Annotated in this window: 22 protein-coding genes; 7 read left to right on the top strand and 15 right to left on the bottom strand. The window is 60.2% G+C overall.

Going from position 1 to position 23,232, the window contains the following annotated elements; translation table 11 throughout:
- Positions 1 to 27: 27 nt before the first annotated feature.
- From BLQ09_RS27040 to BLQ09_RS27030, 3 genes are all read right to left on the bottom strand, one after another.
- The gene (locus BLQ09_RS27040; protein ID WP_092359193.1) at positions 28 to 1,005 is read right to left on the bottom strand and encodes a FecR domain-containing protein; all 978 of its coding nucleotides are present in this window, start codon (positions 1,003 to 1,005) and stop codon (positions 28 to 30) included.
- Entirely contained in the window at positions 1,006 to 1,521 is a 516-nt protein-coding gene (locus BLQ09_RS27035; protein WP_027603406.1) for a sigma-70 family RNA polymerase sigma factor, read from the bottom strand.
- A 117-nt stretch (positions 1,522 to 1,638) separates the two neighbouring features.
- Positions 1,639 to 2,868 carry an MFS transporter gene (locus tag BLQ09_RS27030; protein ID WP_092359191.1) on the bottom strand — a complete coding sequence of 410 codons (1,230 nt, stop codon included), beginning with the start codon at positions 2,866 to 2,868 and terminating at the stop codon, positions 1,639 to 1,641.
- Between the two features lie 175 nt (positions 2,869 to 3,043).
- Between BLQ09_RS27030 and BLQ09_RS27025 the strand changes: the two genes are divergently transcribed.
- Entirely contained in the window at positions 3,044 to 5,242 is a 2,199-nt protein-coding gene (locus BLQ09_RS27025) for a TonB-dependent receptor (RefSeq protein WP_092359189.1), read from the top strand.
- A gap of 165 nt (positions 5,243 to 5,407) precedes the next feature.
- Here the strand turns inward: BLQ09_RS27025 and BLQ09_RS27020 are convergent, their stop codons facing one another.
- Positions 5,408 to 6,256, bottom strand: a complete 849-nt coding sequence (locus BLQ09_RS27020) for an SDR family oxidoreductase (protein ID WP_092359187.1) — start codon at positions 6,254 to 6,256, stop codon at positions 5,408 to 5,410.
- Positions 6,257 to 6,344: 88 nt separating this feature from the next.
- Between BLQ09_RS27020 and BLQ09_RS27015 the strand changes: the two genes are divergently transcribed.
- Positions 6,345 to 6,755, top strand: coding sequence for a winged helix-turn-helix transcriptional regulator (locus tag BLQ09_RS27015; protein WP_083236413.1), 411 nt, complete (start codon positions 6,345 to 6,347; stop codon positions 6,753 to 6,755).
- A 106-nt stretch (positions 6,756 to 6,861) separates the two neighbouring features.
- Here the strand turns inward: BLQ09_RS27015 and BLQ09_RS27010 are convergent, their stop codons facing one another.
- On the bottom strand, positions 6,862 to 7,572 hold the full coding sequence (locus BLQ09_RS27010; protein WP_169899619.1) for a hypothetical protein: 711 nt from the start codon (positions 7,570 to 7,572) through the stop codon (positions 6,862 to 6,864).
- A gap of 178 nt (positions 7,573 to 7,750) precedes the next feature.
- The gene (locus tag BLQ09_RS27005) at positions 7,751 to 8,929 is read right to left on the bottom strand and encodes an aldo/keto reductase (protein WP_092359185.1); all 1,179 of its coding nucleotides are present in this window, start codon (positions 8,927 to 8,929) and stop codon (positions 7,751 to 7,753) included.
- Positions 8,930 to 9,117: 188 nt separating this feature from the next.
- Here BLQ09_RS27005 and BLQ09_RS27000 point away from each other — a divergent pair, with 188 nt between their 5' ends.
- Entirely contained in the window at positions 9,118 to 10,098 is a 981-nt protein-coding gene (locus BLQ09_RS27000; protein ID WP_166655332.1) for an AraC family transcriptional regulator, read from the top strand.
- Positions 10,099 to 10,105: 7 nt separating this feature from the next.
- On the opposite strand, the gene BLQ09_RS26995 is transcribed toward BLQ09_RS27000, so the two are convergent.
- Positions 10,106 to 10,615 carry an Lrp/AsnC family transcriptional regulator gene (locus BLQ09_RS26995; RefSeq protein ID WP_027603420.1) on the bottom strand — a complete coding sequence of 170 codons (510 nt, stop codon included), beginning with the start codon at positions 10,613 to 10,615 and terminating at the stop codon, positions 10,106 to 10,108.
- Positions 10,616 to 10,813: 198 nt separating this feature from the next.
- On the opposite strand from BLQ09_RS26995, the gene BLQ09_RS26990 reads away from it, so the two are divergent.
- The 3 genes from BLQ09_RS26990 to BLQ09_RS26980 all read left to right on the top strand — a co-directional run bounded on the left by BLQ09_RS26990 (position 10,814) and on the right by BLQ09_RS26980 (position 12,893).
- Positions 10,814 to 11,830, top strand: coding sequence for a 1-aminocyclopropane-1-carboxylate deaminase (locus tag BLQ09_RS26990; RefSeq protein ID WP_027603421.1), 1,017 nt, complete (start codon positions 10,814 to 10,816; stop codon positions 11,828 to 11,830).
- A 128-nt stretch (positions 11,831 to 11,958) separates the two neighbouring features.
- Entirely contained in the window at positions 11,959 to 12,423 is a 465-nt protein-coding gene (locus tag BLQ09_RS26985) for a hypothetical protein (protein ID WP_027603422.1), read from the top strand.
- Positions 12,424 to 12,470: 47 nt separating this feature from the next.
- Positions 12,471 to 12,893: a hypothetical protein gene (locus BLQ09_RS26980; protein WP_092359183.1), complete on the top strand. Its 423-nt coding sequence runs from the start codon at positions 12,471 to 12,473 to the stop codon at positions 12,891 to 12,893.
- Between the two features lie 46 nt (positions 12,894 to 12,939).
- Here BLQ09_RS26980 and BLQ09_RS26975 read toward each other — a convergent pair whose 3' ends face one another.
- The 7 genes from BLQ09_RS26975 to BLQ09_RS26945 all read right to left on the bottom strand — a co-directional run bounded on the left by BLQ09_RS26975 (position 12,940) and on the right by BLQ09_RS26945 (position 20,978).
- Positions 12,940 to 14,094 carry a M20 family metallopeptidase gene (locus tag BLQ09_RS26975; protein ID WP_092359181.1) on the bottom strand — a complete coding sequence of 385 codons (1,155 nt, stop codon included), beginning with the start codon at positions 14,092 to 14,094 and terminating at the stop codon, positions 12,940 to 12,942.
- Positions 14,091 to 15,515: a M20 family metallopeptidase gene (locus BLQ09_RS26970; RefSeq protein ID WP_092359179.1), complete on the bottom strand. Its 1,425-nt coding sequence runs from the start codon at positions 15,513 to 15,515 to the stop codon at positions 14,091 to 14,093. Before BLQ09_RS26970 ends, BLQ09_RS26975 begins: the two co-directional genes overlap by 4 nt.
- Positions 15,512 to 16,501 carry an ABC transporter ATP-binding protein gene (locus BLQ09_RS26965; RefSeq protein ID WP_092359177.1) on the bottom strand — a complete coding sequence of 330 codons (990 nt, stop codon included), beginning with the start codon at positions 16,499 to 16,501 and terminating at the stop codon, positions 15,512 to 15,514. The genes BLQ09_RS26970 and BLQ09_RS26965 overlap by 4 nt, the downstream gene beginning before the upstream one ends.
- Positions 16,498 to 17,514, bottom strand: coding sequence for an ABC transporter ATP-binding protein (locus BLQ09_RS26960; RefSeq protein WP_027603427.1), 1,017 nt, complete (start codon positions 17,512 to 17,514; stop codon positions 16,498 to 16,500). Before BLQ09_RS26960 ends, BLQ09_RS26965 begins: the two co-directional genes overlap by 4 nt.
- 32 nt (positions 17,515 to 17,546) lie before the next feature.
- Positions 17,547 to 18,449 carry an ABC transporter permease gene (locus tag BLQ09_RS26955; protein ID WP_065926124.1) on the bottom strand — a complete coding sequence of 301 codons (903 nt, stop codon included), beginning with the start codon at positions 18,447 to 18,449 and terminating at the stop codon, positions 17,547 to 17,549.
- Between the two features lie 9 nt (positions 18,450 to 18,458).
- Positions 18,459 to 19,376 (bottom strand): ABC transporter permease, encoded by a 918-nt coding sequence (locus BLQ09_RS26950; RefSeq protein ID WP_027603429.1) that lies wholly within the window; start codon positions 19,374 to 19,376, stop codon positions 18,459 to 18,461.
- Between the two features lie 81 nt (positions 19,377 to 19,457).
- Positions 19,458 to 20,978, bottom strand: a complete 1,521-nt coding sequence (locus BLQ09_RS26945) for an ABC transporter substrate-binding protein (RefSeq protein WP_027603430.1) — start codon at positions 20,976 to 20,978, stop codon at positions 19,458 to 19,460.
- A 187-nt stretch (positions 20,979 to 21,165) separates the two neighbouring features.
- Between BLQ09_RS26945 and BLQ09_RS26940 the strand changes: the two genes are divergently transcribed.
- Complete coding sequence (locus tag BLQ09_RS26940) at positions 21,166 to 22,083, top strand: LysR substrate-binding domain-containing protein (RefSeq protein WP_027603431.1); 918 nt, start codon at positions 21,166 to 21,168, stop codon at positions 22,081 to 22,083.
- Between the two features lie 198 nt (positions 22,084 to 22,281).
- Here the strand turns inward: BLQ09_RS26940 and BLQ09_RS26935 are convergent, their stop codons facing one another.
- Complete coding sequence (locus BLQ09_RS26935; RefSeq protein ID WP_027603432.1) at positions 22,282 to 23,166, bottom strand: NAD(P)H-binding protein; 885 nt, start codon at positions 23,164 to 23,166, stop codon at positions 22,282 to 22,284.
- Positions 23,167 to 23,232: the final 66 nt, after the last annotated feature.

Genomic DNA, 23,232 nt, shown 5'->3' with positions numbered 1-23,232 from the left:
CGGCCGCCGTTTATTTTTGCGTGGGAGTCAGGCGGGCGACAGGGTGACCCAGTAACCGCGCAAATGACTGTTCGCCAGCACGGGATAAGTGTGCACCAGCATGCTCAAGGTGCGATCGGTATCACTGATCGGAAAGGCCCCGGAAATGCGCAAGTCGGCGATGGCCGGATCACAGCGCAGGAAACCTCGGCGGTAGCGCGTCAGTTCCGCGACGAAATCCGCCAGGCGCATCTTGTCGGCCATCAACATGCCCTGGGTCCATGAACCGATGTAGCGATCGGTCGGCGCCAGGTCACCAAAGGTCTGTGAGGAGAAGTCGGTGCGCTGCCCTGCATTGACGATGAGCGGCGGGGTCTGGCGGTTATCGGCCAATATCACCCTCACCGCGCCGTCGATGACCGCAAGATGGGTGCGGGGGCTGACTTCACGCACGGTAAACCGTGTGCCCAGCGCCTGCATGCTTCCCTGACGGGTGCTGATCAGGAACGGCCGGGGCAGGGGGGCGGTGTCCACGGCGGTCTGCACCAGGATTTCGCCCTCGCGCAGGTGAATAAGCCGTTGACGGTCGTCGAATACGACGTCGATGGCGGTAGCGGTGTTCAGGGTGATGCGCGAGCCATCGGCCAGGGTCAGTTCGCGGCGCTGGCCAACGTCGGTGCGATAGTCCGCTGACCATTGCTGCGATTGCGCCAGCTTCCAGCTCCCCCAACCCGCGGGCGCCAGCGCCAGCAGGATCGCCAGCTTGCCCAGTGCTGCACGACGTTCAGGGCTGTCTGGCCGGTCGAGCGCCGACATCGCCAGGGCGGGCGGCAGGCCGCCGAACTTGCTCTGCAGCAATTGCGCACGGGACCAGGCGCGATCCCGCTCCGGGCTGCTGACCTTCCAACGCTCCCATTCGGCGCGCTCGTGCTCGCTCAGTTCGCGTTCGCTCAAGCGCATCAGCCACTCGGCGGCTTCTTCGAGTACCTGCGGGTCCAGCGGCGGTTCCCTGCGCAGACCGAGCATTCACTCCACCAGCATCAGGCACTGTACGAAGGCCTGTTTCATGTAGCGCTTGACGGTGATCAGCGATACACCCAGTTGCTCGGCGATGTCGTCGTACTTGAGGCCGTTGATCTGCGACAACAGGAAGGCGCGCTTGACCAGGGGCGCCAGAGTATCGAGCATGGCGTCGATTTCGTGCAGGGTTTCCAGCACCATGAAGTGCGCCTCGGGCGACGGTGCTTCGTGGGTGGGCACGTTCGCCAGCGCATCCAGGTAGGCGCGTTCCAGTGCCTTGCGCTGGTACCAGTTGACCAGGATGCCCTTGGCCACGCAGCTCAGGTACGCCCGTGGCTGGTCAATCACCGTGACCTGTGAGGCGAGGATCCGGGTGAAGGTGTCCTGCGCCAGATCCGCCGCATCCATGGCGTTACCCAGTTTTCTCTTCAGCGTGGCATACAGCCAGCCGTGATGCCCGCTGTACAGGGCCTCGATGGCGCGCAGGTGATTGAGGTGATTCGCGGAAGAGGTTTCGCTCATGGCGGCAGATTTGTTTGTAATTGAGAAGTATTCCCAATGCTAGTTGACAAACCGACGTGAGCGCAAGCGCGATCATGTCCGGTGATCAGGCGTGTGACAGGCGTATCAAGGCGCTAATCAGCGATTGGACGGCGCGGACGCCCACCAGTACCGCAACGCCACCATGGGAACCAGCGCCACGGCATAGGCCAGGCATACGAAAAGATAGGTGTATGGCAGGCCGTAGACCTGGCTCAACAAGCCACCGATGGAGATGCCGGCAATCGAGGCGAACTGCGCGGTACTTTGGGTAATACCCAGTACGTAGCCTTGTCGCGAGCTGTCGGCGGTTTTCGAGACCAGCGCCATCAGCACGGGGGTGGTCGCCCCCAGCAGGACTCCCCAAATGAAGTAGGCGAGGATAAATACCCCGGGGCTGCGCGTTACGCCCGCCACGGCAGTCAGGGCGATGCAGGCCATGACGATATACGTGATGCGTTGCAGGGTTTCTGCCTGGGAACGATGCTCGAAGTAGCGCGACCATGCCGTTGCCGACAGAATAAAGCCCAGCGCCAGCAACCCGTAGCACAGGCCCACGATTGAGTGGCTGACCTCGAAGGTCGAGCTCACGTACAGCGAGAAGGATGTCTGCGGCAGCATGCGCGCCAGCAGCAGGATCCCCATGACGCACAGCAGCGACAGCAGGGGAGAGCCGCGCCATAGGCTTTCGGTGCCTGCGGCCGGCGCGCGGGTGGCCACCGCCGGTTTTTTCGGTACGGGAGGTACATCCGGCAACGTCACGGCGGCGATGACGGTACAGAGTGCACAGAGCACCGAGGCGACGATGTTGATCCAGAAAAACGTCCCGTAATCGAGGATCAGGCCGCCTGCGACCGCACCCAGCAGTGAGCCGACATTGGTCGATATCTGCAGGATCGCGAATAACCGCGCCCGTCGCGACGGCGCTTCGATACTGACCCCGTAAGCCTGCGCCGGGGCTATATAGCCGGCAAAGGCGCCCTGTAGAAAACGCAGGATCAGGATGACCCAGATGTCACTGAAAAACGCCAGTCCGAGCTGGGTCAGGGACAACCCCGCGAGTGCGCGGATCATCATCAGTTTGTGGCCGCAGCGATCGCCGATACGGCCCCAGAATGCACTGGTCAGCATGATGCCCAGCATCGGCCCGACGTACACGGCGATGCTGGCGAAGCTGAATACCGACTCCGAAGAGGCCAGCCCGCGCAGGTGCACGGGCCAGAACGGCCCGCTCATTTCCATCGCACCCATGGAGACCAACTGGATCGCGAACAGAAGATAAATGAGGATTCTTACATGGGAACCCGGGATGGCACCTGCTTGGGACATGCGTACTCCTTGGTCAGCCACAGGGCCATTTCATGCCAGTGTGTGAGGAACGCGGCGTCCAGCACAACCCTGCGCACCGTGCAAAAAAAATCATACGGGGGGGTGATACCTTTTCGCACGTCGACTGGCATTAGGAGTAATTCCCATTTTCCCTCGTTGAAAGGATCCTCTCGTCATGCCTGTTGCCAGTCGGCCCTGCGGTGAACGCGCGTTAACCCTCGCCATTCGAACCGCCCTGTTGAATTTCGTCATGGTCGCAGCGGGCGCCAATGCCTGGGCTGAGACACCAACGCCTGCCGCCACGGATGACAGCACGCCCAGCCTGACCCTCGACACCACCACGATCGACGGCCGCTACAACGGCCCGACGGCGTTGCCCGAAGTCCTCCCCGGTGGACAGGTGGCGCGCGGCGCGCGGCTGGGCATGATGGGCAACAAAGACGTGATGGACACGCCGTTCAGCGTCACCAGCTACACCGCCAAAACCCTCGCCGACCTGCAAACCGTCACCGTTGCCGATGCCCTGGAACGCGACCCGTCGGTGCGCTCGACCGGCCAGACCGGCGGTATCGTCGATTCGTTTTTCATTCGCGGTTTTGCCATCGGCGAAGGCAACCTGGGTGAGCTGGCCTACGACGGTGTGTATGGCGTGGCCCCCAATTACCGGGTCTTTACCGAGTACGCCGAGCGTGTCGAAGTGCTCAAGGGGCCGGGTGCCTTGATGTATGGCATCTCGCCCAACAGTGGTGTGGGTGGGGTCATCAACATCGTTCCCAAACGGCCGCTGGAGGAAGACCTGACCCGGTTCACCGGCAGCTACGCGTCGGACTCCCAGACGGGCGGGCACCTGGATATCAGTCGGCGTTTTGGTGAGGAAAACCAGTTCGGCGTGCGCTTTAACGGCAGCTTGCAGGGCGGTGATACGGCGGTGAACGACCAGCATCGCGACGTAGGGATCGGTGCGATTGCCCTGGATTATCGTGGCGAGCGGCTGCGCCTGAACCTGGACTACATCAGCCAGAAAGAAAGCTTCGACGGTGCCTCACGCCCGTTCACCATCGCGCCGGGCGTTGACGTGCCATCCGCCCCCAATGGCCGCACCAGCCTGCCGCAAAAGTGGGGTTGGTCGGATACCAAGGAACAGTCCGCATTGCTCGGCGGTGAATATGATCTGAGCGACAACCTCACCGTTTTCGCCCATGCAGGGGGCGGCAAGTCGGATGTGAAACGCATGTCCGACCAGGTGCCGCGCATCCTCAATGACGCGGGCGACACCAGCAACGTCCCGGGCTATTACAAATTCAACGTCGACCGTTCTACCGCCGATGTGGGGATGCGCGGGCTCTTCGCCACCGGGCCGGTAACCCATACCACCACGCTGATGGCGACCCGTTACCAGGATGAGCTGTCGCGGGGCATCAACAACGGCACCACGATCCTCTCCAATATCTACCACCCGGTGGACACGCCCAAGCAATACATCAACACGCCCAAGGTGCTGCGAATCTCCGAGTCGGAGCTGTCCGGCGTGGCGTTGACCGACACCTTGGGGATGCTGGATGACCGTCTCCAACTGAGCCTGGGCGTACGCCGGCAGTTTATCGAGTCGCGTAACTACAATGCCGCCGGCACCGTCAGCTCGCGTTACAGCGCCAACGCCACCACGCCGTTGCTGGGTGTGGTGGTCAAGCCCTGGGAGGACGTCTCCCTCTACTACAACTACGTCGAAGGGCTGAGCAAAGGCGATGCGGCACCGGGCACGGCGAGCAATGCCGGGGAAACCTTTGCGCCGTATGAGTCCAAGCAGCACGAACTGGGGGTGAAGTATGAACACGGCACCTTCATGACCACACTGGCGCTGTTCCAGATCGAAAAACCTGCCGGCGAACTGGGCGCCAATGGCGTGTATTCGGTGCAGGCCGAACAGCGCAACCGTGGCCTGGAACTCAGCGTGTTCGGCGAAGTGGCCACCGGCACCCGTTTGATGGGGGGCGTGACCTTCCTCGATGGCGAGCTGACCCAGTCGGCGACTGCCGCTAACCAGGGCAACAAGCCGGTCGGCGTGCCCGATATCCAGGCCAATCTGTGGGCGGAATACGACACCCCCTGGCTGGAAGGTTTCACCCTCACGGGTGGTGCGATCTACACCGCCAGCCAATACGTCAACCAGGCCAACACCCAGGAACTCGACGCCTGGACCCGCATTGACGCCGGTGCGCGTTACGCCACCAAGATAGAAGGGCGGCCGACGACATTCCGCGCCACGGTACAGAACGTGTTCGACCGTGAGTACTGGTCCGGCGTGGCCTCCTATGGTGCGTTTTCCCCGGGGTATCCGCGTACCTTGCAACTATCGGCGACCGTCGATTTTTGACGGGCGCCGGTATGGAGCAATCATGCACCAGCAATAACCTTAAGCCTGGCTGGCCACCCGATCGTCAATGACCCGAATTCGCCATTGCTCAAAGGTACACAGGGGTTTACAGCCCTTGCGCTCTTTGTTGGCGTGGCTGCTCGGCGGCGCCACGGTGTCCTGCGATCATTGCCCTTTGAGCGCGATTGCCACTGCTGCTGAAAGTGAAGTCGTGGCCCTGCCGATCAGCGTCGAAAGCTGATGGCTATCATCGAAAAGTGCGCCTTGGGATGCGTTGACATCGTAGCCCGCCAGGGCCTGTGCGAGTGGCTCCGGGAGGCCGAAATTGATTAACGCAGAGGCGTAGTCAGTTTCAGGCAAGTTCTTGTAGGGAATGTTCCTGCCCGTTTGCCGAGAAACCTCGGCTGCGAGTTCCGATAACGTCCAGGCGCTGTCACCCGCCAACTCGTAGACCTTCCCCTCTTGATCGTCGCGGGTGAGCACGACGGCAGCGGCCTGGGCGAAATCTTCCCGTGTCGCCGCGGCAATCTTTCCATCACCTGCGCTGCCGATAAATTCACCGGCCGATAACGCACCAGCGATAAAGCCGGTGTAGTTCTCGGTATACCAACCATGACGCAATATCGTGAATGCCAACCCCGATGCTGTGAGCTCGGCTTCCGTTTGCCGATGCTCCTCGGCGAGGTTCAATGAAGAGGTATCCGCGTGCAGTACACTGGTATAAACGACGCGACCCACACCGGCCTGCCTTGCTGCGTTGATGACATTTCGATGCTGTGAGAGTCGCTTACCTATTTCGCTTGAGGAAATGAGTAGAAGCGTGTCGACTCCGCTGAGCGCCGCGACCAGGGTTTGCGGATTGTCATAGTCGGCAACACGTGCCTCCACGCCTAGATCACTCGCCTTGTCAGGGCTGCGCACCAGCGCGACCAGGTTGGACGCGGGTACTTTTTGCTTGAGTTGCTGGACAACGAGGCGGCCAAGTTGGCCGGTGGCTCCGGTGACGGCGATCATGAGGGGTTCCTTTTACAAAAAGTGATAGAGCAGGCAGAGTAGGGCCTTAACTAACTTTTCGTAAGTACGTACCTAAAGGTAAGTAAGCATGCCGGATTCCGAGCCCTCTGGAGCAACCCGTCCCGCAACAGTGGCCAACCGACTGCGCAGCGGTGAATTATTCGACCCGGATTGTCCCTCGAGGGTCGTGCTCCAGCACGTCAGCAGCCGCTGGGGAGTATTAGTATTGGTGGCCTTGCTCGCGGGTACGCATCGCTTCAGCGATCTGCGTCGCAAGATTGGAGGCGTCAGCGAAAAGATGCTTGCGCAGACCCTCCAGTTTTTGGAACTCGATGGTTTCGTCCTGCGCAAATCCTATCCGGTCGTGCCACCCCACGTTGAGTACAGCCTCACCCCTATGGGAACTGAAGTAGCCCGCCATGTCGAAGGCCTGGTTGACTGGATCGAAGGCAATCTGCCAAGGATTTTGGATGAACAACGTTCTCGACAGATTTCATAACGGGCTTGCGAGCTACAGGTAAGGCTATGCGTGAGGACGACCCGGCCGCTTTGCCGTGATTGGCAAGCGTTGCAGTTACACGCAATGCCCAAGCGGGTCTTTATCTTCACGTCGGATGACTGAGCGACGGAGGTTTTCTGGTTCCCGCGGCAGAGTTTAACCAGAGCAGCATTGCGGCGAGAGAGGCGGCGACTATCAGCGTAAGCCACATGATGACCAGCAGGGTGAAGGTGACACTGTTGTTTAACTCACGAAAAATGCCGAAGGCAAAAGCCGTGTACCAAGACACCCCCGAAACTGCACCGGAGGCGAGAAACAAGGCCGCTCTTTTGCGGGACACGCCAAAGAGCAGGGGGCGACTCAGGTCGCGTAGGGCTTCTGGCAGCACAAGCGCGTGGATGATTATTCCATTGATAGTCAGCACGATCACCACAATGACTTTCGCCCAGAGTTTGGGGTTTTCAAACTTTTCCGGCGACTCCATCGCGTAAAGGGCAAGGAAACCAAGGCCTGAAAGCCACAGGAGGCAGAGTCCAATAGTGACCGCGTCGCTGATGAAGTGGAAGGTGCGTCCGATTTCAACCGGGAGGCTGCCCCGGCGCATCCAACGCAAGATCCAGAGGTCCAGCATCGTCGCCCCACCGAGACCGAAGCACATGCCGAGCAGGTGTATACCTATAAGGAGTGTCAGCACTTTTAGCTGTGGGAGTGGAGCCGGCAATGGAACGCTCAGCGCGAGTGTGTCGGCGAGTAAGTAGCCACTGCCGGACAGCGCAAGCAGGCCGCCTAAAATCATGAAAGACGTGCGTATCTTCATTTATTGCGGCCTTGGACGAGTGTTTTTAGTTGGACGCGTGCGCAGTTTGTTTACTGGAACAGGCGGATCAAGCGGCTGCTATCTGCAGCGTTGCTGCAACCAGGAAGATAGGTTTCGGGTTAAATGAGGCCAGCGACGCTAGCGCCACATCAGCAGGTTGCACGGGCGTAGACCCTGCTCAGGAAGGGACCGGTGCTTGGGCATCGATCAGGTTCCGGCTCTTGAGCTCCTCCCAAAAGGCTGCCGGGATACCGACCTTCATCGCCTGCACATTGGAAACGATCTGCCCCGGCGTGCGGGCACCCGGAATGATCGCTGACACTTGCGGATGTGCTGCCGCGAACTGCAGGGCGGCAGTATGAATATCGATGCCATGTCGTTTGGTAACCGCCATGATTCGCGCGCGCTTTTCCACCGCTCCGGCAGGCAGGTCCAAACTGAAGTTGTATCGGCTGCGTCCTCCCAGGAATCCATCGTTCAGTGGTGTTCCAACCACAACGCTGGTGCCCTTCCTGCTCAACGCCGGAAAGGTGTTGCGCAACGCATCGCCGTGCTCGAGCAGGGAATACTGGCAGGCAAGCAACACGATGTCGGGAGTCGGGTCATCACCGGCCATTGCCTGGACCACAGCATTCGGCGTATTGACGCCGAAGCCCCAAGCCTTGATGAGGCCCTCATCACGCATCTTTTCAAGTTCGACCATCGCCCCTGTGCGCGCAATGCGATACGCCGCTTCCCAACCGCCTTCCAGTTCGCTGTTATCGGGCGAGATGTCATGGATAAACACGATATCGATACGCGGCAGCCCCAGCCGCTGCAGGCTGTCTTCCACGGAACGCCGTGCGCCTGCCGCGGTGTAGTCATACCGGTAGTTGAAGGGCGCGGGTGACTTCCAGATGGCATGGTCCGCGCGCGGGCCACCCGCGGCAGTCAAAACCCGTCCTACCTTGGTGGAGACCACATAGTCGTTCGGATTTTTGCCGTGCAGAAAGCGGCCTACCCGATATTCACTCAAACCAAACCCGTAGAACGGCGACGTGTCGTAAAGCCTTACACCCGCGTCCCAGGCGGCCTGTAGAACCAGGCCCGCCTGCTCGTCGCTGAGCGGCGCAAAGATATTGCCAATCTGTGTCCCGCCCATGCCAAAGCGTTGAGACGTCATGTATCGCAGGGTAGGCGAGGGTGAATTGAGGGGCAGGCCTGTGCGCACTGGCCGGCCTTCCGTACGCATCACGCTCCCGCGCTCTGTCAGTAAAGAGGGCGCTGGGGCTGTCGAACTGGCGACACTCGAGGCTGGCAGCAAAGCGGCTGCAACAGTGCCCACTGCCGAGTAAGTAAGAAAATCTCGTCTGTCCATCCAACGTTCCTTTCGCGACCGAGGTTTCACGGGATCATCGAAGCCGGTATTCGTACTGGAAGTTAGAACAACGAGGGGGTGCCGGGTGACCCTAATACGCCATATTTTTTGCACAATCCTGCCGATGCGCTTGTGTTGGTCACGCACTCTCAGCAGACTCGAACATTCCGTAAACAGGGGCGCATGTGATGACGAGCGGTTCCTTCTCGCAGTTCGGTTCCGGCCACCTGCATTCTCTGACGTTGCGCGATCCCATACAGCCCAACGAGCGTCTCCAGGCACTGGGACGGCTGATCGAAAAAGTCACCCGGCAGATTGGTTTGAACGAGGTCTGCAAGACATCGATTCCAGGCCTGGCCTTTTATCGAATGGCTGAGCTGGGTACGCCCACTTACTGCATTTATGAGCCTTGCGTGGCCATCATTCTGCAGGGGGCGAAGGAGATCACGTTCGGCGAGGAGGCCTGTGAGTTCGGGCCGGGGGCGTTCTTCGTCACGTCGGTCGACATCCCCACATTGGCCCGCGTTACCGCCGCCAGCGAGGCAACCCCCTATTTATCCGTGGTGTTGAAGCTCAACCTCTCCATGCTCAACGAGGTGATCCAGACCTTGGCCCCCCCCGCGCAGGAAATAGCTACAGAAGCGCGGGGCTTCGTATCCGGTGCGGCGTCGAGTGAGATGCTCGATGCATTCGCTCGACTCGCTACGCTGATCGAACGGCCGCTTGAAGCAGGCTTGATGTCGGATCTGATCAAGCGGGAAATATGCGTTCGGCTGTTGTTAAGTGGTGCAGGGCAGTGGTTGCGCAGCGTCACCCGCGACGGTTACCGAGACAAGGGCATCGTGAGAGCCATTGAATGGCTGAAACATCACTACGACAAACCGCTGCACGTGGCCGATCTCGCCGAACGATCAGGAATGGCCAGCTCTACGCTGCATCACAGTTTTCGCAAGCTGACAGGCACCAGCCCCGTTCAGTATCAAAAGGCGTTACGGCTGCAAGCCGCACGCAGCCTGATGTTGACCGATCGTGTTGACGTGAACACCGCCGCGTTGCGCGTCGGCTATGAAAGTGTCGCTCAATTCAGCCGTGAATATGCCCGGCGTTTCGGAGCCCCGCCCTCGAGAGACATCAAGCACGTACGGGAGCAGGGCGGACTGCTCGACTAGCGACGCTTCAAAGGGGAATGTGGGTGGTCGACAAGACCTGACGCAAGCCCATGAACGATCGAATCTGGCGAACCCCAGGCAGGTAAAGCAACTGTTCCGCGTGGAGCCGGTTGAAGCTGTTGCTGTCCTTGGTTCGTATCAACATGAAGTAGTCGAACTCCCCGGTCACCACATGGCACTCCATGCAGCCGGACACTTTTTGTGCGGCTGCCTCGAATGCGGCGAAGGATTCCGGTGTGGAGCGGTCCAGCACCACGCCGATCAACACCACCATCCCCGCATCCAGCGCGACATTGTCGAGCAGCGCGACTATGCCTTTGATCAGGCCGACCTGCTTGAGCCGCTCGACGCGCCTGAGGCACGCCGGTGCACTCAATTTCACCTTCTCTGCCAGCGCCACATTGGAGATGGAGGCATCTCGTTGCAGGGCCTTGAGAATGGCGCGGTCGGTTCGATCCAGCGGCTGCGGCACCGGGGCTGATACGCTTGGCTTCTTGCGAGTGTTTGTTGCGTTCATGACTGTTTATTCGCAATTAAAGTATGTTCGATATTTATAGCGAGAAATTATAGTTCTTTAAGTGCTAGAAGTTTGCAACACATCTTTTTGGAAAACTTCTTAATATTGAACTCATCGAAGCCCGACTGAAAGAACCTGGAAGGCAACCTTTGCCTTTCGGTCTGGCGCTTTGATGTCCAGTAATCAAGGAGCAGCGTCATGAACCTGAATCGTTTTAAACGTTATCCGTTGACCTTCGGTCCTTCTCCCATCACGCCCTTGAAGCGCCTCAGTGAACACCTGGGTGGCAAGGTCGAGCTGTATGCCAAACGTGAAGACTGCAACAGTGGCCTGGCCTTCGGCGGGAACAAAACGCGCAAGCTCGAATACTTGATTCCCGAAGCGCTCGAGCAAGGCTGCGATACCTTGGTTTCCATCGGCGGTATCCAGTCGAACCAGACCCGCCAGGTGGCCGCCGTTGCCGCTCACCTGGGCATGAAGTGTGTGCTGGTGCAGGAAAACTGGGTGAACTACTCCGATGCGGTGTATGACCGCGTTGGCAATATCGAGATGTCGCGCATCATGGGCGCCGACGTACGACTGGACGCCGCCGGGTTCGACATTGGCATCCGGCCCAGTTGGCAGAAGGCCATGGACGATGTGGTGGAGCGGGGTGGCAAACCGTTTCCAATCCCTGCCGGGTGTTCCGAACACCCCTACGGCGGCCTTGGGTTCGTCGGCTTTGCCGAGGAAGTGCGAGAGCAGGAAAAACAACTGGGGTTCACGTTCGACTACATCGTGGTCTGCTCTGTGACCGGCAGTACCCAGGCCGGCATGGTCGTCGGTTTCGCCGCGGACGGCCGTTCGAAGAACGTTATCGGCATTGATGCCTCGGCCAAGCCGGAGCAAACCAAGGCGCAGATCCTGCGTATCGCCCGGCACACCGCAGAGTTGGTGGAACTGGGCCGTGAGATCACCGAAGACGACGTGGTGCTCGATACACGTTTTGCCTACCCGGAATACGGTTTGCCCAACGAAGGCACGCTGGAAGCCATTCGTTTGTGCGGGAGCCTGGAAGGCGTGCTGACCGATCCGGTGTACGAGGGCAAATCCATGCACGGGATGATTGAAATGGTCCGCCGTGGTGAGTTCCCCGAAGGCTCCAAAGTGCTGTATGCGCACTTGGGTGGGGCGCCTGCGCTGAATGCCTACAGCTTCCTGTTTCGCAACGGCTGATTAACGCCAAAAAACCAGGGAGCTCACGACGCGATGGGTGAGTCGGCATCAATATTGAATGTCACGATCCCGTCGTCGAATCGCCACCCGGAGCACGTTGCTCCTATCCAACCGCCGGGAGTACCGCCATGCATGCGATAACGCAATCCGCAGTCTGGATCAAGGAGCCTTCGGCGGATGCCGGAGTGGTGATCGTTACCAGCGCCGCGTTGCCCCCGTACATGATCGACAAGCTGCATGTGGCGATAGATGAGTGGGACCAGGTGGCTTATCTAGCCGTCAAACAGTCCGAGGCGTTGAGGCTCGATTGGTTGCAGGTCGGGTCCAGCCCGGAGCCGTCCGACGGGGCCTACGCGTGCCATGCCAGCCAACTGTTGCGCGGCGTCTCCCACGGCAGCTTTTTACTGGATGTCGAAACTGGCACGAATTGCGGCATGACGTGGCTGGGGTCCGTCTTTGGTCATCCGCTGCGCGTGGTCGAGCTTGGAGAAGTAGCCTCCTCCACTGCACAGATGGATCAACAGGTGGAGGCGGTGTTAGCGGCGACCCGAAGCCTGGCGAAAAGCGTGTTGCAGGCACGCGGCGTCATTTAACCAATGACCTGGTCCATTCGCCGGTTGGAACCATAAAGGCATCGCTTATGAGCCAAACTGTCGATTGTCGTCCCAACGCCATGAAGTGGATGCGCGAGCCATCAAGTTGCACGCGCATCGTGGTCATCGTGTGCGGACTTGATAGCGCTCATATTGACTTGATTCATCAAGGGTTCAGCTGTTTTGACAATGTTGCGCTGCTCCATGTCGATGCGGTGGACACCGTGCCTGGCAAGCGCGTTGATGTGCAAGTGACCAGAAGTGACTGTTCTTTTGTCGTGCTCGGTGAACTGGATGAGCGTGTATTGCATAGCCTTTCCATGGGTAAGCGATGCCTCTACTCCATAGCGCCAGACGGGTCGGCCGAATGCTCGGTGATTGCAGCAGTAGAACAGGTCAAAAATTTCGCCCGAGTGAGCCATTCCCGTCACCTTGAAGCGATACCCGACAGCGCCAGGAGCTGCCTGTGAACCTGTCGGATACCCTGACCTCGGCGACGCGTAGAAACCCATGACCTCAAACGCTGTCGCCGACCGCCAGAATGGTCGCCACCAGGGCGAGGGCGCGAGGTACCAGGGTGTCCAGCTCTAGGTATTCACGATCGGTGTGGACCTTGCCACCCACCGGGCCGAGCCCGCACAGGGTTGGAACGCCCAGGCTGGCGGTAAAGCCGGAGTCGGCGCAACCGCCGGTGAATTCGCCTTCGACGCTGAAACCCAATGCCCGTGCTTTTTGTTGGTAGAGATGCAGCAGTCGTTCGCTGTGGCGTGCTTCCATCGGTAGAAAGGTCGTCGCTTCCTTGAGGACGGCGCGGGTGCCGATCAGTTCTTCTTCGGCGACGATGGCCTGGATTGCACTGAAGATCCGATCCCAGTGCTTGAGTTCGATGAAGCGCACGTCCAGCCGCGCGCAGGCGCTGGGCGCGACGGTGTTGCTCGACGTACCACCGGATACCAGCCCAACGTTAGTGGTGACGCCGGCCGGGTAATCGGTCAAGGCATGCAGCTTGACGATCTTGCGTGCCAGGGCCTCGATGGCGCTGGCCCCGTCGGCATGGTTGACCCCGGCATGCGCCGCGCGGCCACTGACTTCGATGATCAGCGTGGCCCCGCCTTTGCGTGCGCTGACCACGTTGCCGCTGGCCCGGCCAGGTTCGGTGTTGAGCACGGCGCGGGCGGCACGGGCGGCGTTTTCGATATGGGGCCTGGCGCTGCCGGAGCCGATTTCTTCGTCGCCGGTGTACAGGACCTGCACCGGATAGGGCAACCGGCCGGCGCGCTTGAGTGCTTTGAGCGCGAAGCAATTGAGCACCAGGCCGCCTTTCATGTCGGCGACGCCGGGGCCATAGGCGAGGTTGGCGTCGCGGCTGTAGCCGCGAGTCGTGGTGGTGCCCTTGGGGAAGACCGTGTCGCGATGGCCCAGCAACAGCACCGGTTTTCCAGGATCGCCTGGCACTTCGGCGAGCAGCACGTCACCAAAACCCTCGGCCGGTATGCGCTTGAGCAGGATGCCGTCGGCCTCCAGTTCAGCCGCGAGCAGCGCGCCCACGGCGTCGACACCCGCCTTGTCATAGCTGTTGGAGTCGGTGTCGACGATCCGCCGCAGCAGCGCTTCCATGGCTGGGCGCTGGTCGGCAAGCCAGTCCAGGGCCTGTTGTGGCGTGGCGCTCATTGCGCCTGCTCCCGTAACTGATGTTCCCGGGTCAGGCGTGCCGCGTCGTTGCCCAGGTCCCAGAACAGCCCGGCCATGATTTGCAGGCTTTCCTTGACCACCGGCGCCAGCAAGTGTTCGTTCGGCGCATGTTGTGAACAGGCCGGGTACGAGTGCGGCACCCACAATGTCGGCAGGCCCAGCACGTCCGCGAACACGTCGTTGGGCAGCGAACCACCGAGGTTTGGCAGCAGCGCAGGTTTTTTGCCGGTGGTCTGTGCCAGGGAGCCGAGCGCCCAATCGACCCAAGGGCTCTGCGGATCCAGCCGAGTGGCATGCATCACATCGATGCGGCTTTGCTTGACCTCGACATTGCTGAAGCCATGCGCATCCAGGTGGGTACGTACCGCCGGGATAAAGGTCGTGTAGTCGCTGTCGACCACGAAACGGATATGGCAGTGGGCGTTAGCCTTGCCGGGAATCGCATGCACCGGGGCGTCTGGGTTGCCGGTCTTGAAGGCGATGACGTCGAGGGTGTTCCAGCCGAACACCTTTTCGCTCAGCGAGAGCTGCGGGTTACCCCAATTGGCGTCGATGTCCGGATCGCCCGGTCCGCCACCCACGGCAATATCGGCCAGCGCCTGCCGAACCGGCTCCGGCAGTGTCTCGGGCATCAGGCCGGCCACTTTCACCCGACCGTGTTCATCGACCATGCTCGCGATGGCATTGGCCAGGATGATGCCGGGATTGGCCAGCAACCCGCCCCAGTTGCCGGAGTGATGGGCGCCCTCACGTAAATTGACCACCAGCTCGAAGTTGAAGACCCCGCGCGAGCCGAGAAAAATCGTCGGGCGTGATGCCGCCAGGCGCGGGCCGTCCGAGGCGATGAAGATATCCGCCGCAAGCTCTTTGCTGTGGGCGGCACAGAATGCGTTCAAGCCCGGCGAGCCTTCTTCTTCGCCCATTTCCAGCAGCAGCTTGACGTTGAAACCCAGCTGGCCATCGCGCGCCTTGAGCGTTTGTTCCAGGGCGGTCAGGTTGATCAGATGCTGGCCTTTGTTATCCGCCGTGCCGCGGCCGTACCAGCGATCGCCTTCGGCAATGACGTGCCACGGCGACAGGCCTTCGCGCCATTGCGCATCATAGCCGCGCACCACATCACCGTGGCCGTAGCTGAGCACGGTCGGCAGGTCCGGGTGTTCAATGCGCGTGGCGATCATGAAGGGGCCGCGCTCGGCCACCGGGTTGTCATAGATCTTGACGCTGAAACCCATTGCCTCGACATGCGGGGTGATGAACTCATTGAGGTAGCGATACAGCTCGGGCTGGCTGTCCGCTGCCTGGCTTTCGGTGTGCAGGGCGACGCTGCGTTGGAGCAGATTGAAGAATTCGCCATTGTCGAATTGCGCTGTGGTGTTGCTGATAGCCAGTGAACGACTCATGAGTGGACAAGCTCCAGTGTTTGGGCAGAAGTGTCGTGAAGGTGGCAACGCACGTTGCCGCCGATAAGCGGACCATTGGCCGGGTAGGCCGTTTTGCAGGGGGCGAAGCAGCTCGGGCAGCGCGGGTGGAAGGCGCAGCCGGACGGCGGTGACATGGGGTTGGGGAAGGTGCCGTGCAGGCCGATCTCGGGAATGCCCAGGCGCGGATCGGGCGTGAGCACCGAATCCAGCAAGGCGCGGGTATATGGGTGACCGGGTTGAGCGAACAACGATTCGCGCGTGCGTTCTTCGACGATGCGCCCCAGGTACATCACGGCGACCCGGTCGGCGAGGTGTTCGATGACCGCCAGGTTATGGCTGATCAGCAGATAGGTCAGGCCGAATTCGCGCTTGAGGTCCTGCAGCAGGTTGAGAATCTGCGCCTGCACCGACACATCCAGCGCTGAGGTGGGCTCGTCGCAGATCAACACGTCAGGGCGCATGATCAGCGCCCGGGCAATCGCCACCCGCTGGCGTTGCCCGCCGGACAGCTGGCTCGGATAGCTGTCGATCACCCGCTTGGGCAGGCCGACCACATCAAGCATCGCTTCGGTCTTCCTGCGGCGCTCGGCGGTACTGCCGATGTCATGCACGATCAGCGGCAGGGTAACGATTTCGCGCAGGGTCTTGCGTGGATTCAGCGAGGAATACGGGTCCTGGAAAATCGGCTGGATATGCCGCGACATTTCCTTGCGATCAGTCGTCGCCAGGTGTTTGCCATTGACCAACACGTCGCCGCTGGTGGGCGGCAACAGACCGAGCAGCATCTTGGCCAGGGTACTTTTGCCGCAACCGGACTCGCCCACCAGACCGAGGGTCTCGCCACGCATCAGGCGCAGGGAAACACCATCCACGGCCTTCAGGGTGGCGGCGGGTTTGAAAAAGCCCTGGTTGATCCGAAACTCACGGCGGATGTCACACAGCTCCAAAGCGATGTCTTTTTTCATGACCTTGCACGCTCCTGAAGGCGAATCGGTGCCGGGGCCGGTGCGGCGAACAGGCAGCGCGCCATGTGCCCGTCCTGTTCGACTTCGGGGATGTGTTGCGCGCAGGCCGGGATCGCCTGACCGCAACGATTGCGGAACGCACACCCTTGCTGTTCGCCGACCAGGCTCGGCACCAGGCCTGGAATCGAACCCAGCGCCTCACCCGGTTTGGTCCGGCCAGGGATTGGAATACTCGCCAGCAGCCCCCGGGTGTACGGATGCTGCGGATTCTCGAACAGTTGCAGGGCAGGGGCGGTTTCGACGATTTCCCCGGCATACATCACGGCGACCCGGTCGGCGATCCGTGCCACCAGCCCAAGGTCGTGGGTGATGAAGATCACCGCCAGGCCGAGTTCTTTCTGGATGTCGCGGATCAAGCGCAGGATCTGCGCTTGAATGGTCACGTCCAGCGCCGTGGTGGGCTCATCAGCGATGATCAGGTCCGGTTCGCACATCAACGCCATGGCGATGATCACCCGCTGGCGCAGCCCGCCGGAAAGTTGATGCGGATACTGGCGCAAGCGCTCGGTGGCATTGCTGATCCCGACCTTCTCCAGCATCTGCGCGGCGCGCCCCAGGGCCTCCTTGCGTGAGACCTTGCGATGCTGGGTCAGTACCTCGCTGAGTTGATCGCCAATACTGTAGGCCGGGTTCAGCGAGGTCATCGGCTCCTGGAAGATCATCGCCAGGCGGTTGCCGCGCAGGTCGCACATGCGCCGCTCGCTCTGGCCGAGCATGTCGATGCCGTCCAGCGTCAGCCGGGACGCGGTGCGTTTGGCCTTGCGTGGCAACAGGTCCATCAACGCCAGCGAGGTCAGGGATTTGCCGCAGCCGGATTCCCCGACGATGCACAGCATTTCACCGCGCTCGACTTCAAAACTCAGGCCGCGTACGGCATGCAGCATGTCATCCGGCGTCGGGCTGTTGCCCATGGGGATGTCCACGCGCAGGTTTTCTACATGGAGTAGTGCCATGTTCGGTTCCCTCTATCAGTTACGGCGGTCTATCAGTTACGGCCGTCGGGCAGGATCAGATCGCGCAGGCCATCGCCGACGAGGTTGATGCCCAGCACCAGAATCATCAGGGCGACGCCGGGAATGGCGATGACCCACGGGGAAAAGAACATGTAGGGTTTGCCTTCCGCGATCATCAGGCCCCAGGAGGGCGTCGGTGGCTGCACGCCAACCCCGAGGAACGACAGTGCTGACTCCAGCAGGATCGCGTGGGCCATTTCCAGCGTCGCGACGACGATCAGTGCGCCGACCAGATTGGGCAGGATTTCACTGACCAGAATGCGCAGGGTCGAGCAGCCGAGCGCCTGGGCCGATGCCACATATTCAGCATCGCGAATCTGTTGCACCGAGGCCCTGACCACCACCGCGAAGCGATCCCATAACAGGCAGCCGAGCAGCACGATCACCACTTTCAGTGAGCCGCCCATCAGCGAGGCCGAGGCCAGCGCGACCATCACCACCGGCATCGCCAGCCGGGTGGTGATCAGGTAGCTGATAAACCCATCGACCTTGCCGCCGTAGTAGCCCGCCAACAGCCCCATGAGCGTGCCGATAAAGCCGGAAATCAGCGCCGCTGCAATGCCGATGAACAGCGAAATACGTGCGCCGTAGAGCAGCCTCGACAGGTAGTCACGGCCCAGCTTGTCGGTGCCGAGCACGTATTCCCAGGTGCCGTTGGCCATCCATACCGGTGGTTTCATGCGCAGCATCACGTCTTGCGCATAAGGGTCGTAAGGTGCCAGCCACGGCGCGAACAGTGCACCTGCGAAGATAATCAGCAACAACACCGCGCCGATGGCGAAACCCCGATGCCGCAAGCTCTTGCCAAGCACTCGGCTCAGGCTGCTCGGTGGTGGCAGGTAGTCATTGATCGCGAGGGTAGTGGGGGTGCTCATGTAGGCCTCCTAGCGCACGCGAATACGCGGGTCGAGCAGTGCGTTGAGCACATCGGCCAGCAACGTGAGGATGATGTAGATCACCGCAATCAACAGGACCACGGCCTGTACCACCGGAAAGTCGTCACGGGCGATGGCGTCCCAGGCAAGTTGCCCGATGCCTTGCAGGGAGAATACGGTTTCGATCACCACCGAGCCGCCGAGCATGAAGCCGAACTCCACCGCCGCCAGCGCGACGACCGGAATCAGCGCGTTGCGCAGCGCATGCTTGAACAGCACGCGGGCAGGGCGCAGGCCCTTGGCGCGGGCGGTGCGGATGTAATCGGAACTGAGCACATCAAGCATGCCGGCGCGGGTCAGGCGCATGATTGCCGGCGTCGCGTAGTAGCCCAGGGCAATGGCCGGCATGACGAAGTGCAGCAGGGTCGCGTTGCCGGACACCGGCAGCCACTTGAGCGTCACCGCGAACACCACGATCAGCATCAGCGCAAACCAGAAACTTGGCATCGCCTGACCCAGCACCGCGATGCTCAAGGCCAGCCGGTCAACCCAGGTGTCGCGTTTGACCGCGGCCAGCACGCCCAGTGGAATGGCCACCAGCAAGGCGATCCCCAGCGCCATGGCACCCAGCCCCAGGGTAATCGGCAAGCGGCTGGCGACGAGGTTGTAGACCGATTCCTGAAAGAAAAACGAGTTGCCCAGGTCCAGCCGCAGCAAATCGCCCAGCCAGTTGAAGTACTGGGTCGGCAGCGGTTTGTTCAAGCCGTACTGCACGCGAATCTGTTCGATCTGTTCGCTGGTGGCTTCCGGTCCGCCAATGGCAGTGGCGAGGTCGCCGGACAGGTGCAAAAGAGAAAAGCTGATCACCGACACGGTAATGGCAACGCAAATGGCGATGCCCAGGCGGCGCAGAAGGAATCCAAGCATGGCAAGTTTCCTCATATCCAATGAATGACAAGTGTGAGGACGTGTCCGTGGCGCACGAGAGTCCGTGCGCCCGGTTACGTATTACTTCCACGTGGACTCGACGAAACGCGGCAGCTCATCCGGGTACGGTGTGAACGCGAGTTCCGAGGTGTAGGCGTAGTTCATCGAGTAGTTGAACAGCGGCGCCCAGTAGGCCTGCTCGCTGATGCGCTGCAAGGCCTTGCGGTAGTTGTCCTTGCGCACTTGCGGGTCGAGGGCATTGTCGGCGGTCTGCAACCAGCCCTGGACTTGTGGGTCCTTGATATTGTCGTCCGGATTGCCCTTGAACCAGGTACCGGCCGACGCCGAGGTGTCGAGGATCGAGAACGAGCCCCAGGCCTGAAACGACATGGGCACCTTGCCGCCACGTTGCTGATCGCGCAGGGCGGCGTACTTCAAGTAGCGCAGCTTGGCGTTGATGCCCACTGCGCGCAGGTTGCCGATGATGGCTTCGACGTAATCACGGTCGCGATAAGCGAAGATTTCTGTCTCGAAGCCATTTGGGTAACCGGCTTCGGCGAGCAGCGCCTTGGCCTTGGCGGGGTCATAGTCGTAGACCGTGGCCGCAGTGGTATCGCAACCGAACTGACCGGGATAACAGGCAACCTGCAAGGGCTTGGCTTCGCCCCCCACCAATTGCGTGGCCAGCGCATTGCGGTTGATCGCATGGTTGATGGCCTGGCGCACCTTGAGGTTCTTCATCGGTGAGTTTTCAGTGGAGGTGCCCCGTGCATCAAGAATCAGGAAACCGATGCGCATGGTTTCGCCACTGGTCACGGTCAGGTTCGGCATACCCTTGAGGTCGACCGCCTGATCCGAGGTCACACGCCAGGTCCAGTCGACACCGTCGGTCATCAACTCGGCCAGACGGGTTTCTGCATCCGGGATCACGCGGAACTTGAGGTGGCTGATATGGGGCTTGCCTTGTGGGCTGTCCGGGAAGTAGTCCTTGTTGATCTCCATGGTCACGCCTTCGCCGGCCACCACCGACACGGCTTTATACGGCCCGGTGCCAATGGGCTTGCGACTGAATTCGGCCAGGCCGACCTTCTCGAAGTACTGCTTGGGAAACATCGGAACGGCGTTGGACAGGTATTCCAGTGCCGGCGGGAAAGGCTTCTTCAAATACAAGCGGACGCTGTAGTCACCGGTTTTTTCGGCGCCCTTGATCCAGTCTACGTTTTGCACGGTAACGACTTTCGCTTCGGGCGACACCACGTAGTTGAGGGTGAACACCACGTCGTCGGCGGTGAAGGCGTCGCCGTTGTGAAATTTGACGCCCTTGCGCAGCTCAAAGTCGAGGGTGGTGTCGTCGACCTGCTTCCAGCTGGTGGCCAGCATGGGTTTGTATTCGCCGCTTTTGGGATCGCGGTAGATCAGGTTGTCCCAGATCAGCCGGCCGAGAATCACGCCTTCGCGTAAATCGTTGTGATAGGGGCTGATGTTTTCAGGCTCGCTGTCGGAAGCGTAAACCAGGGTGTCGTTGGCTTTGCCGGCATGTGCCGGAAAGCTGCTGATAAGGCCCATCAGCGCGATACTGCAGGCGAAACCTTTGATGCCCATGCCGTCGTCTCCGTTGGCGAGAGTGGTTGAATCAAAGGGCAGCGAATCGCAAATGCGTAGAAGGAGGAGGAAAAGGTCGGGCGCTGTTTTTTTTGGTCTGGACACGAATGTAGGGAAGGGCTATCAATGCCACAAGCACAATATTTCGATACTTCCTTTGCCGAAAAGGCAATCCTTGGAGGCTCCGATGCAGCTGTATGGCGTGCAGTCCACGGCACTGCGCTATTTTCTTGAGGTCGCGCGATGCGGATCAATCAGCGAGGCCTCAATGCGGCTGAATGTGGCGGCATCAGCGGTGAGTCGACAAATTTCCAAGCTTGAGTTGGCCCTGGATGCCAGCCTGTTTGAGCGTCGTGCCCGCGGCATGGTGCTCAGCGAGGCGGGGGCGCGACTGGCGGCTTATGCGCGCAAGTCGCAGCTTGAGGCCGAGCAGGTGGTGCTGGAAATTACCGAGTTGCATGGCTTGCAGCGCGGTCATGTGCATGTTGCCTGTTCGGAAGGATTTGCCTTGGAATACATGCCCAGGAGCATCAGCGCGTTCAGGCGTGAGTATCAGGGCATTCATTTTACGTTGGAGGTCTGTGCGCCCGCTGAAGCGACCGAGAAGGTTCGCTCCGGTGAAGCCGACCTGGCGATGACGTTCAGCCTGACGCCGCAAAAGGAAATCAAGGTCGAGCATGTCCTGAGCGGGGCGATTTTTGCCGTGGTCTCCAATGCCCATCCCTTGGCCGGGCGGGAGTCTGTCAACCTCGCCGAGTTGCAACCCTGGCCCATTGCGTTACCCAAGGCCGACACTACGATACGGCAACTCTTCGACATCTGTTGCGGCGTCCAGGGGTTGTTGTTCGACCCGGTATTGACCACCAATTACGTTGCCGCGCTCTACAGTTTCGTCCGTGAAGAGGGAGGCATCAGCCTGGCCAGCGAAATGACCTTGCACCAACAGGTGGCGGACAAGCAGTTGCAATGCTTGCCGATCCTTGATGAAGGCATGCAGGCGCGGCGCATCGAACTGCAAAGCATGGCTGGGCGCAATCTACCGGCGGCGGTTTCGGCGTTCAGGGATTTTCTGATCGCTGAGCTGGCGAAGGCGAAGCGGCTTTGAAAAGATGAGGTTACTCCCATCTTCCGCCTTGGAAGATCAGCGAGTTTTTCTGTGCTGACTGATGCTTAACGCATAGAGAACACGCTCAAGGATGAACTCCCTGGCTTCCGGATGTTTGAATGCCCTCATGAACAGCAACCTCTAGTTTGAGATTTAAAAGGTGTGCGTCTGCTATCGAGTTCTAATGCTCGGTAGTTCCTATTTCTTGAAGGCCTCAAGGTTTTCACGGAGCCAGGCGGACAGCGAACGGGGTGGGGTACCCGTGAGGTCTTCAACCGTAAAGGTTCGTTCTGTCAGTATGGAATCATGGAAGATGCGATCAAGCCCCACGAGAATCTCGGCTACAAACGGGGAGAGTCCATCGGCAACTAGCGCTGAATGCTGTGCGGCTGGAGACCGATGGGTATAGGCGACTGTGTGGCCTAACAGACTGGATAATTCCTCGGCAACTTGCGGCATTGTCCAGTTTCGCGGCCCTGTCAGGTGATACGCACGTTGTGAGCCTTCTGCTACCTCCTCCAGTAATGCTATGCGCGCCGAGTCCGCTACATCTCGAGTGTCTATCAGGTTCACACTTCCATGGCCTGCGGCGCCGGCCCAAGTGCCCGTTGCAACAGCGTTGCCAGCACGCTTGAGCACGTCCATGAACGTGGTAGGTCTCAATACGGTAGAGGCGATAGGTTGTTGACCCAGGTGGGCTTCTATCAATGAATGCCAGGCAAATGGATTGATAGGGGTCGATGGTCCCATGACCGAAAGCTTTACGATGTGCTGCACGCCCATTTCTACGGCAGCGTCAATAAGGGCAATCTCGTTGGCGACTTGTTGGGGTGAAGTGCCGTGAGCAATGAACAGTTTCTCGACACCGGCAAGCGCTTTTCTGAGCGTTGCCGGCTGATCAAAATCCAACTCGGCAGCGACCACCCCTGGGGCAAAAGCGGTGGATGATTTTTGCCGTGTGAGCGCCAGCAGGGTGACTGGGTCTTGCGCTAACTGACTGATCAATCGCCTGCCTACGCGGCCTGTCGCGCCAGCAACGGCGATGCTCAGTGATTGCGTCCGTTTGGTCGATTGATTGAGCATGATGAAATCTTCCTATATGGTGGAACGATCAGTCCAAGTATCCTGGTCTGATCGTTCCATGTTGTC

Source organism: Pseudomonas sp. NFACC25, from assembly GCF_900100935.1.
Lineage (GTDB): Bacteria > Pseudomonadota > Gammaproteobacteria > Pseudomonadales > Pseudomonadaceae > Aquipseudomonas > Aquipseudomonas marginalis.
Note: the sequence above shows the minus strand (reverse complement) of the source record. Positions and strands in the feature narration are given on the sequence as shown.

Bases quoted from the DNA above. Each gene is read 5' to 3' on its own strand.
- BLQ09_RS26980 (WP_092359183.1), top strand. From the start codon at position 12,471: ATGAGCCAAACTGTCGATTGTCGTCCCAACGCCATGAAGTGGATGCGC.
- BLQ09_RS27005 (WP_092359185.1), bottom strand. From the start codon at position 8,929: ATGGACAGACGAGATTTTCTTACTTACTCGGCAGTGGGCACTGTTGCA.
- BLQ09_RS26935 (WP_027603432.1), bottom strand. From the start codon at position 23,166: ATGCTCAATCAATCGACCAAACGGACGCAATCACTGAGCATCGCCGTT.
- BLQ09_RS26955 (WP_065926124.1), bottom strand. From the start codon at position 18,449: ATGAGCACCCCCACTACCCTCGCGATCAATGACTACCTGCCACCACCG.
- BLQ09_RS26965 (WP_092359177.1), bottom strand. From the start codon at position 16,501: ATGAAAAAAGACATCGCTTTGGAGCTGTGTGACATCCGCCGTGAGTTT.
- BLQ09_RS27040 (WP_092359193.1), bottom strand. From the start codon at position 1,005: ATGCTCGGTCTGCGCAGGGAACCGCCGCTGGACCCGCAGGTACTCGAA.
- BLQ09_RS27000 (WP_166655332.1), top strand. From the start codon at position 9,118: ATGACGAGCGGTTCCTTCTCGCAGTTCGGTTCCGGCCACCTGCATTCT.
- BLQ09_RS26995 (WP_027603420.1), bottom strand. From the start codon at position 10,615: ATGAACGCAACAAACACTCGCAAGAAGCCAAGCGTATCAGCCCCGGTG.
- BLQ09_RS26990 (WP_027603421.1), top strand. From the start codon at position 10,814: ATGAACCTGAATCGTTTTAAACGTTATCCGTTGACCTTCGGTCCTTCT.
- BLQ09_RS27030 (WP_092359191.1), bottom strand. From the start codon at position 2,868: ATGTCCCAAGCAGGTGCCATCCCGGGTTCCCATGTAAGAATCCTCATT.
- BLQ09_RS26950 (WP_027603429.1), bottom strand. From the start codon at position 19,376: ATGCTTGGATTCCTTCTGCGCCGCCTGGGCATCGCCATTTGCGTTGCC.
- BLQ09_RS26970 (WP_092359179.1), bottom strand. From the start codon at position 15,515: ATGAGTCGTTCACTGGCTATCAGCAACACCACAGCGCAATTCGACAAT.
- BLQ09_RS27015 (WP_083236413.1), top strand. From the start codon at position 6,345: ATGCCGGATTCCGAGCCCTCTGGAGCAACCCGTCCCGCAACAGTGGCC.
- BLQ09_RS26960 (WP_027603427.1), bottom strand. From the start codon at position 17,514: ATGGCACTACTCCATGTAGAAAACCTGCGCGTGGACATCCCCATGGGC.
- BLQ09_RS26940 (WP_027603431.1), top strand. From the start codon at position 21,166: ATGCAGCTGTATGGCGTGCAGTCCACGGCACTGCGCTATTTTCTTGAG.
- BLQ09_RS26975 (WP_092359181.1), bottom strand. From the start codon at position 14,094: ATGAGCGCCACGCCACAACAGGCCCTGGACTGGCTTGCCGACCAGCGC.
- BLQ09_RS26945 (WP_027603430.1), bottom strand. From the start codon at position 20,978: ATGGGCATCAAAGGTTTCGCCTGCAGTATCGCGCTGATGGGCCTTATC.
- BLQ09_RS26985 (WP_027603422.1), top strand. From the start codon at position 11,959: ATGCATGCGATAACGCAATCCGCAGTCTGGATCAAGGAGCCTTCGGCG.
- BLQ09_RS27025 (WP_092359189.1), top strand. From the start codon at position 3,044: ATGCCTGTTGCCAGTCGGCCCTGCGGTGAACGCGCGTTAACCCTCGCC.
- BLQ09_RS27010 (WP_169899619.1), bottom strand. From the start codon at position 7,572: ATGAAGATACGCACGTCTTTCATGATTTTAGGCGGCCTGCTTGCGCTG.
- BLQ09_RS27020 (WP_092359187.1), bottom strand. From the start codon at position 6,256: ATGATCGCCGTCACCGGAGCCACCGGCCAACTTGGCCGCCTCGTTGTC.
- BLQ09_RS27035 (WP_027603406.1), bottom strand. From the start codon at position 1,521: ATGAGCGAAACCTCTTCCGCGAATCACCTCAATCACCTGCGCGCCATC.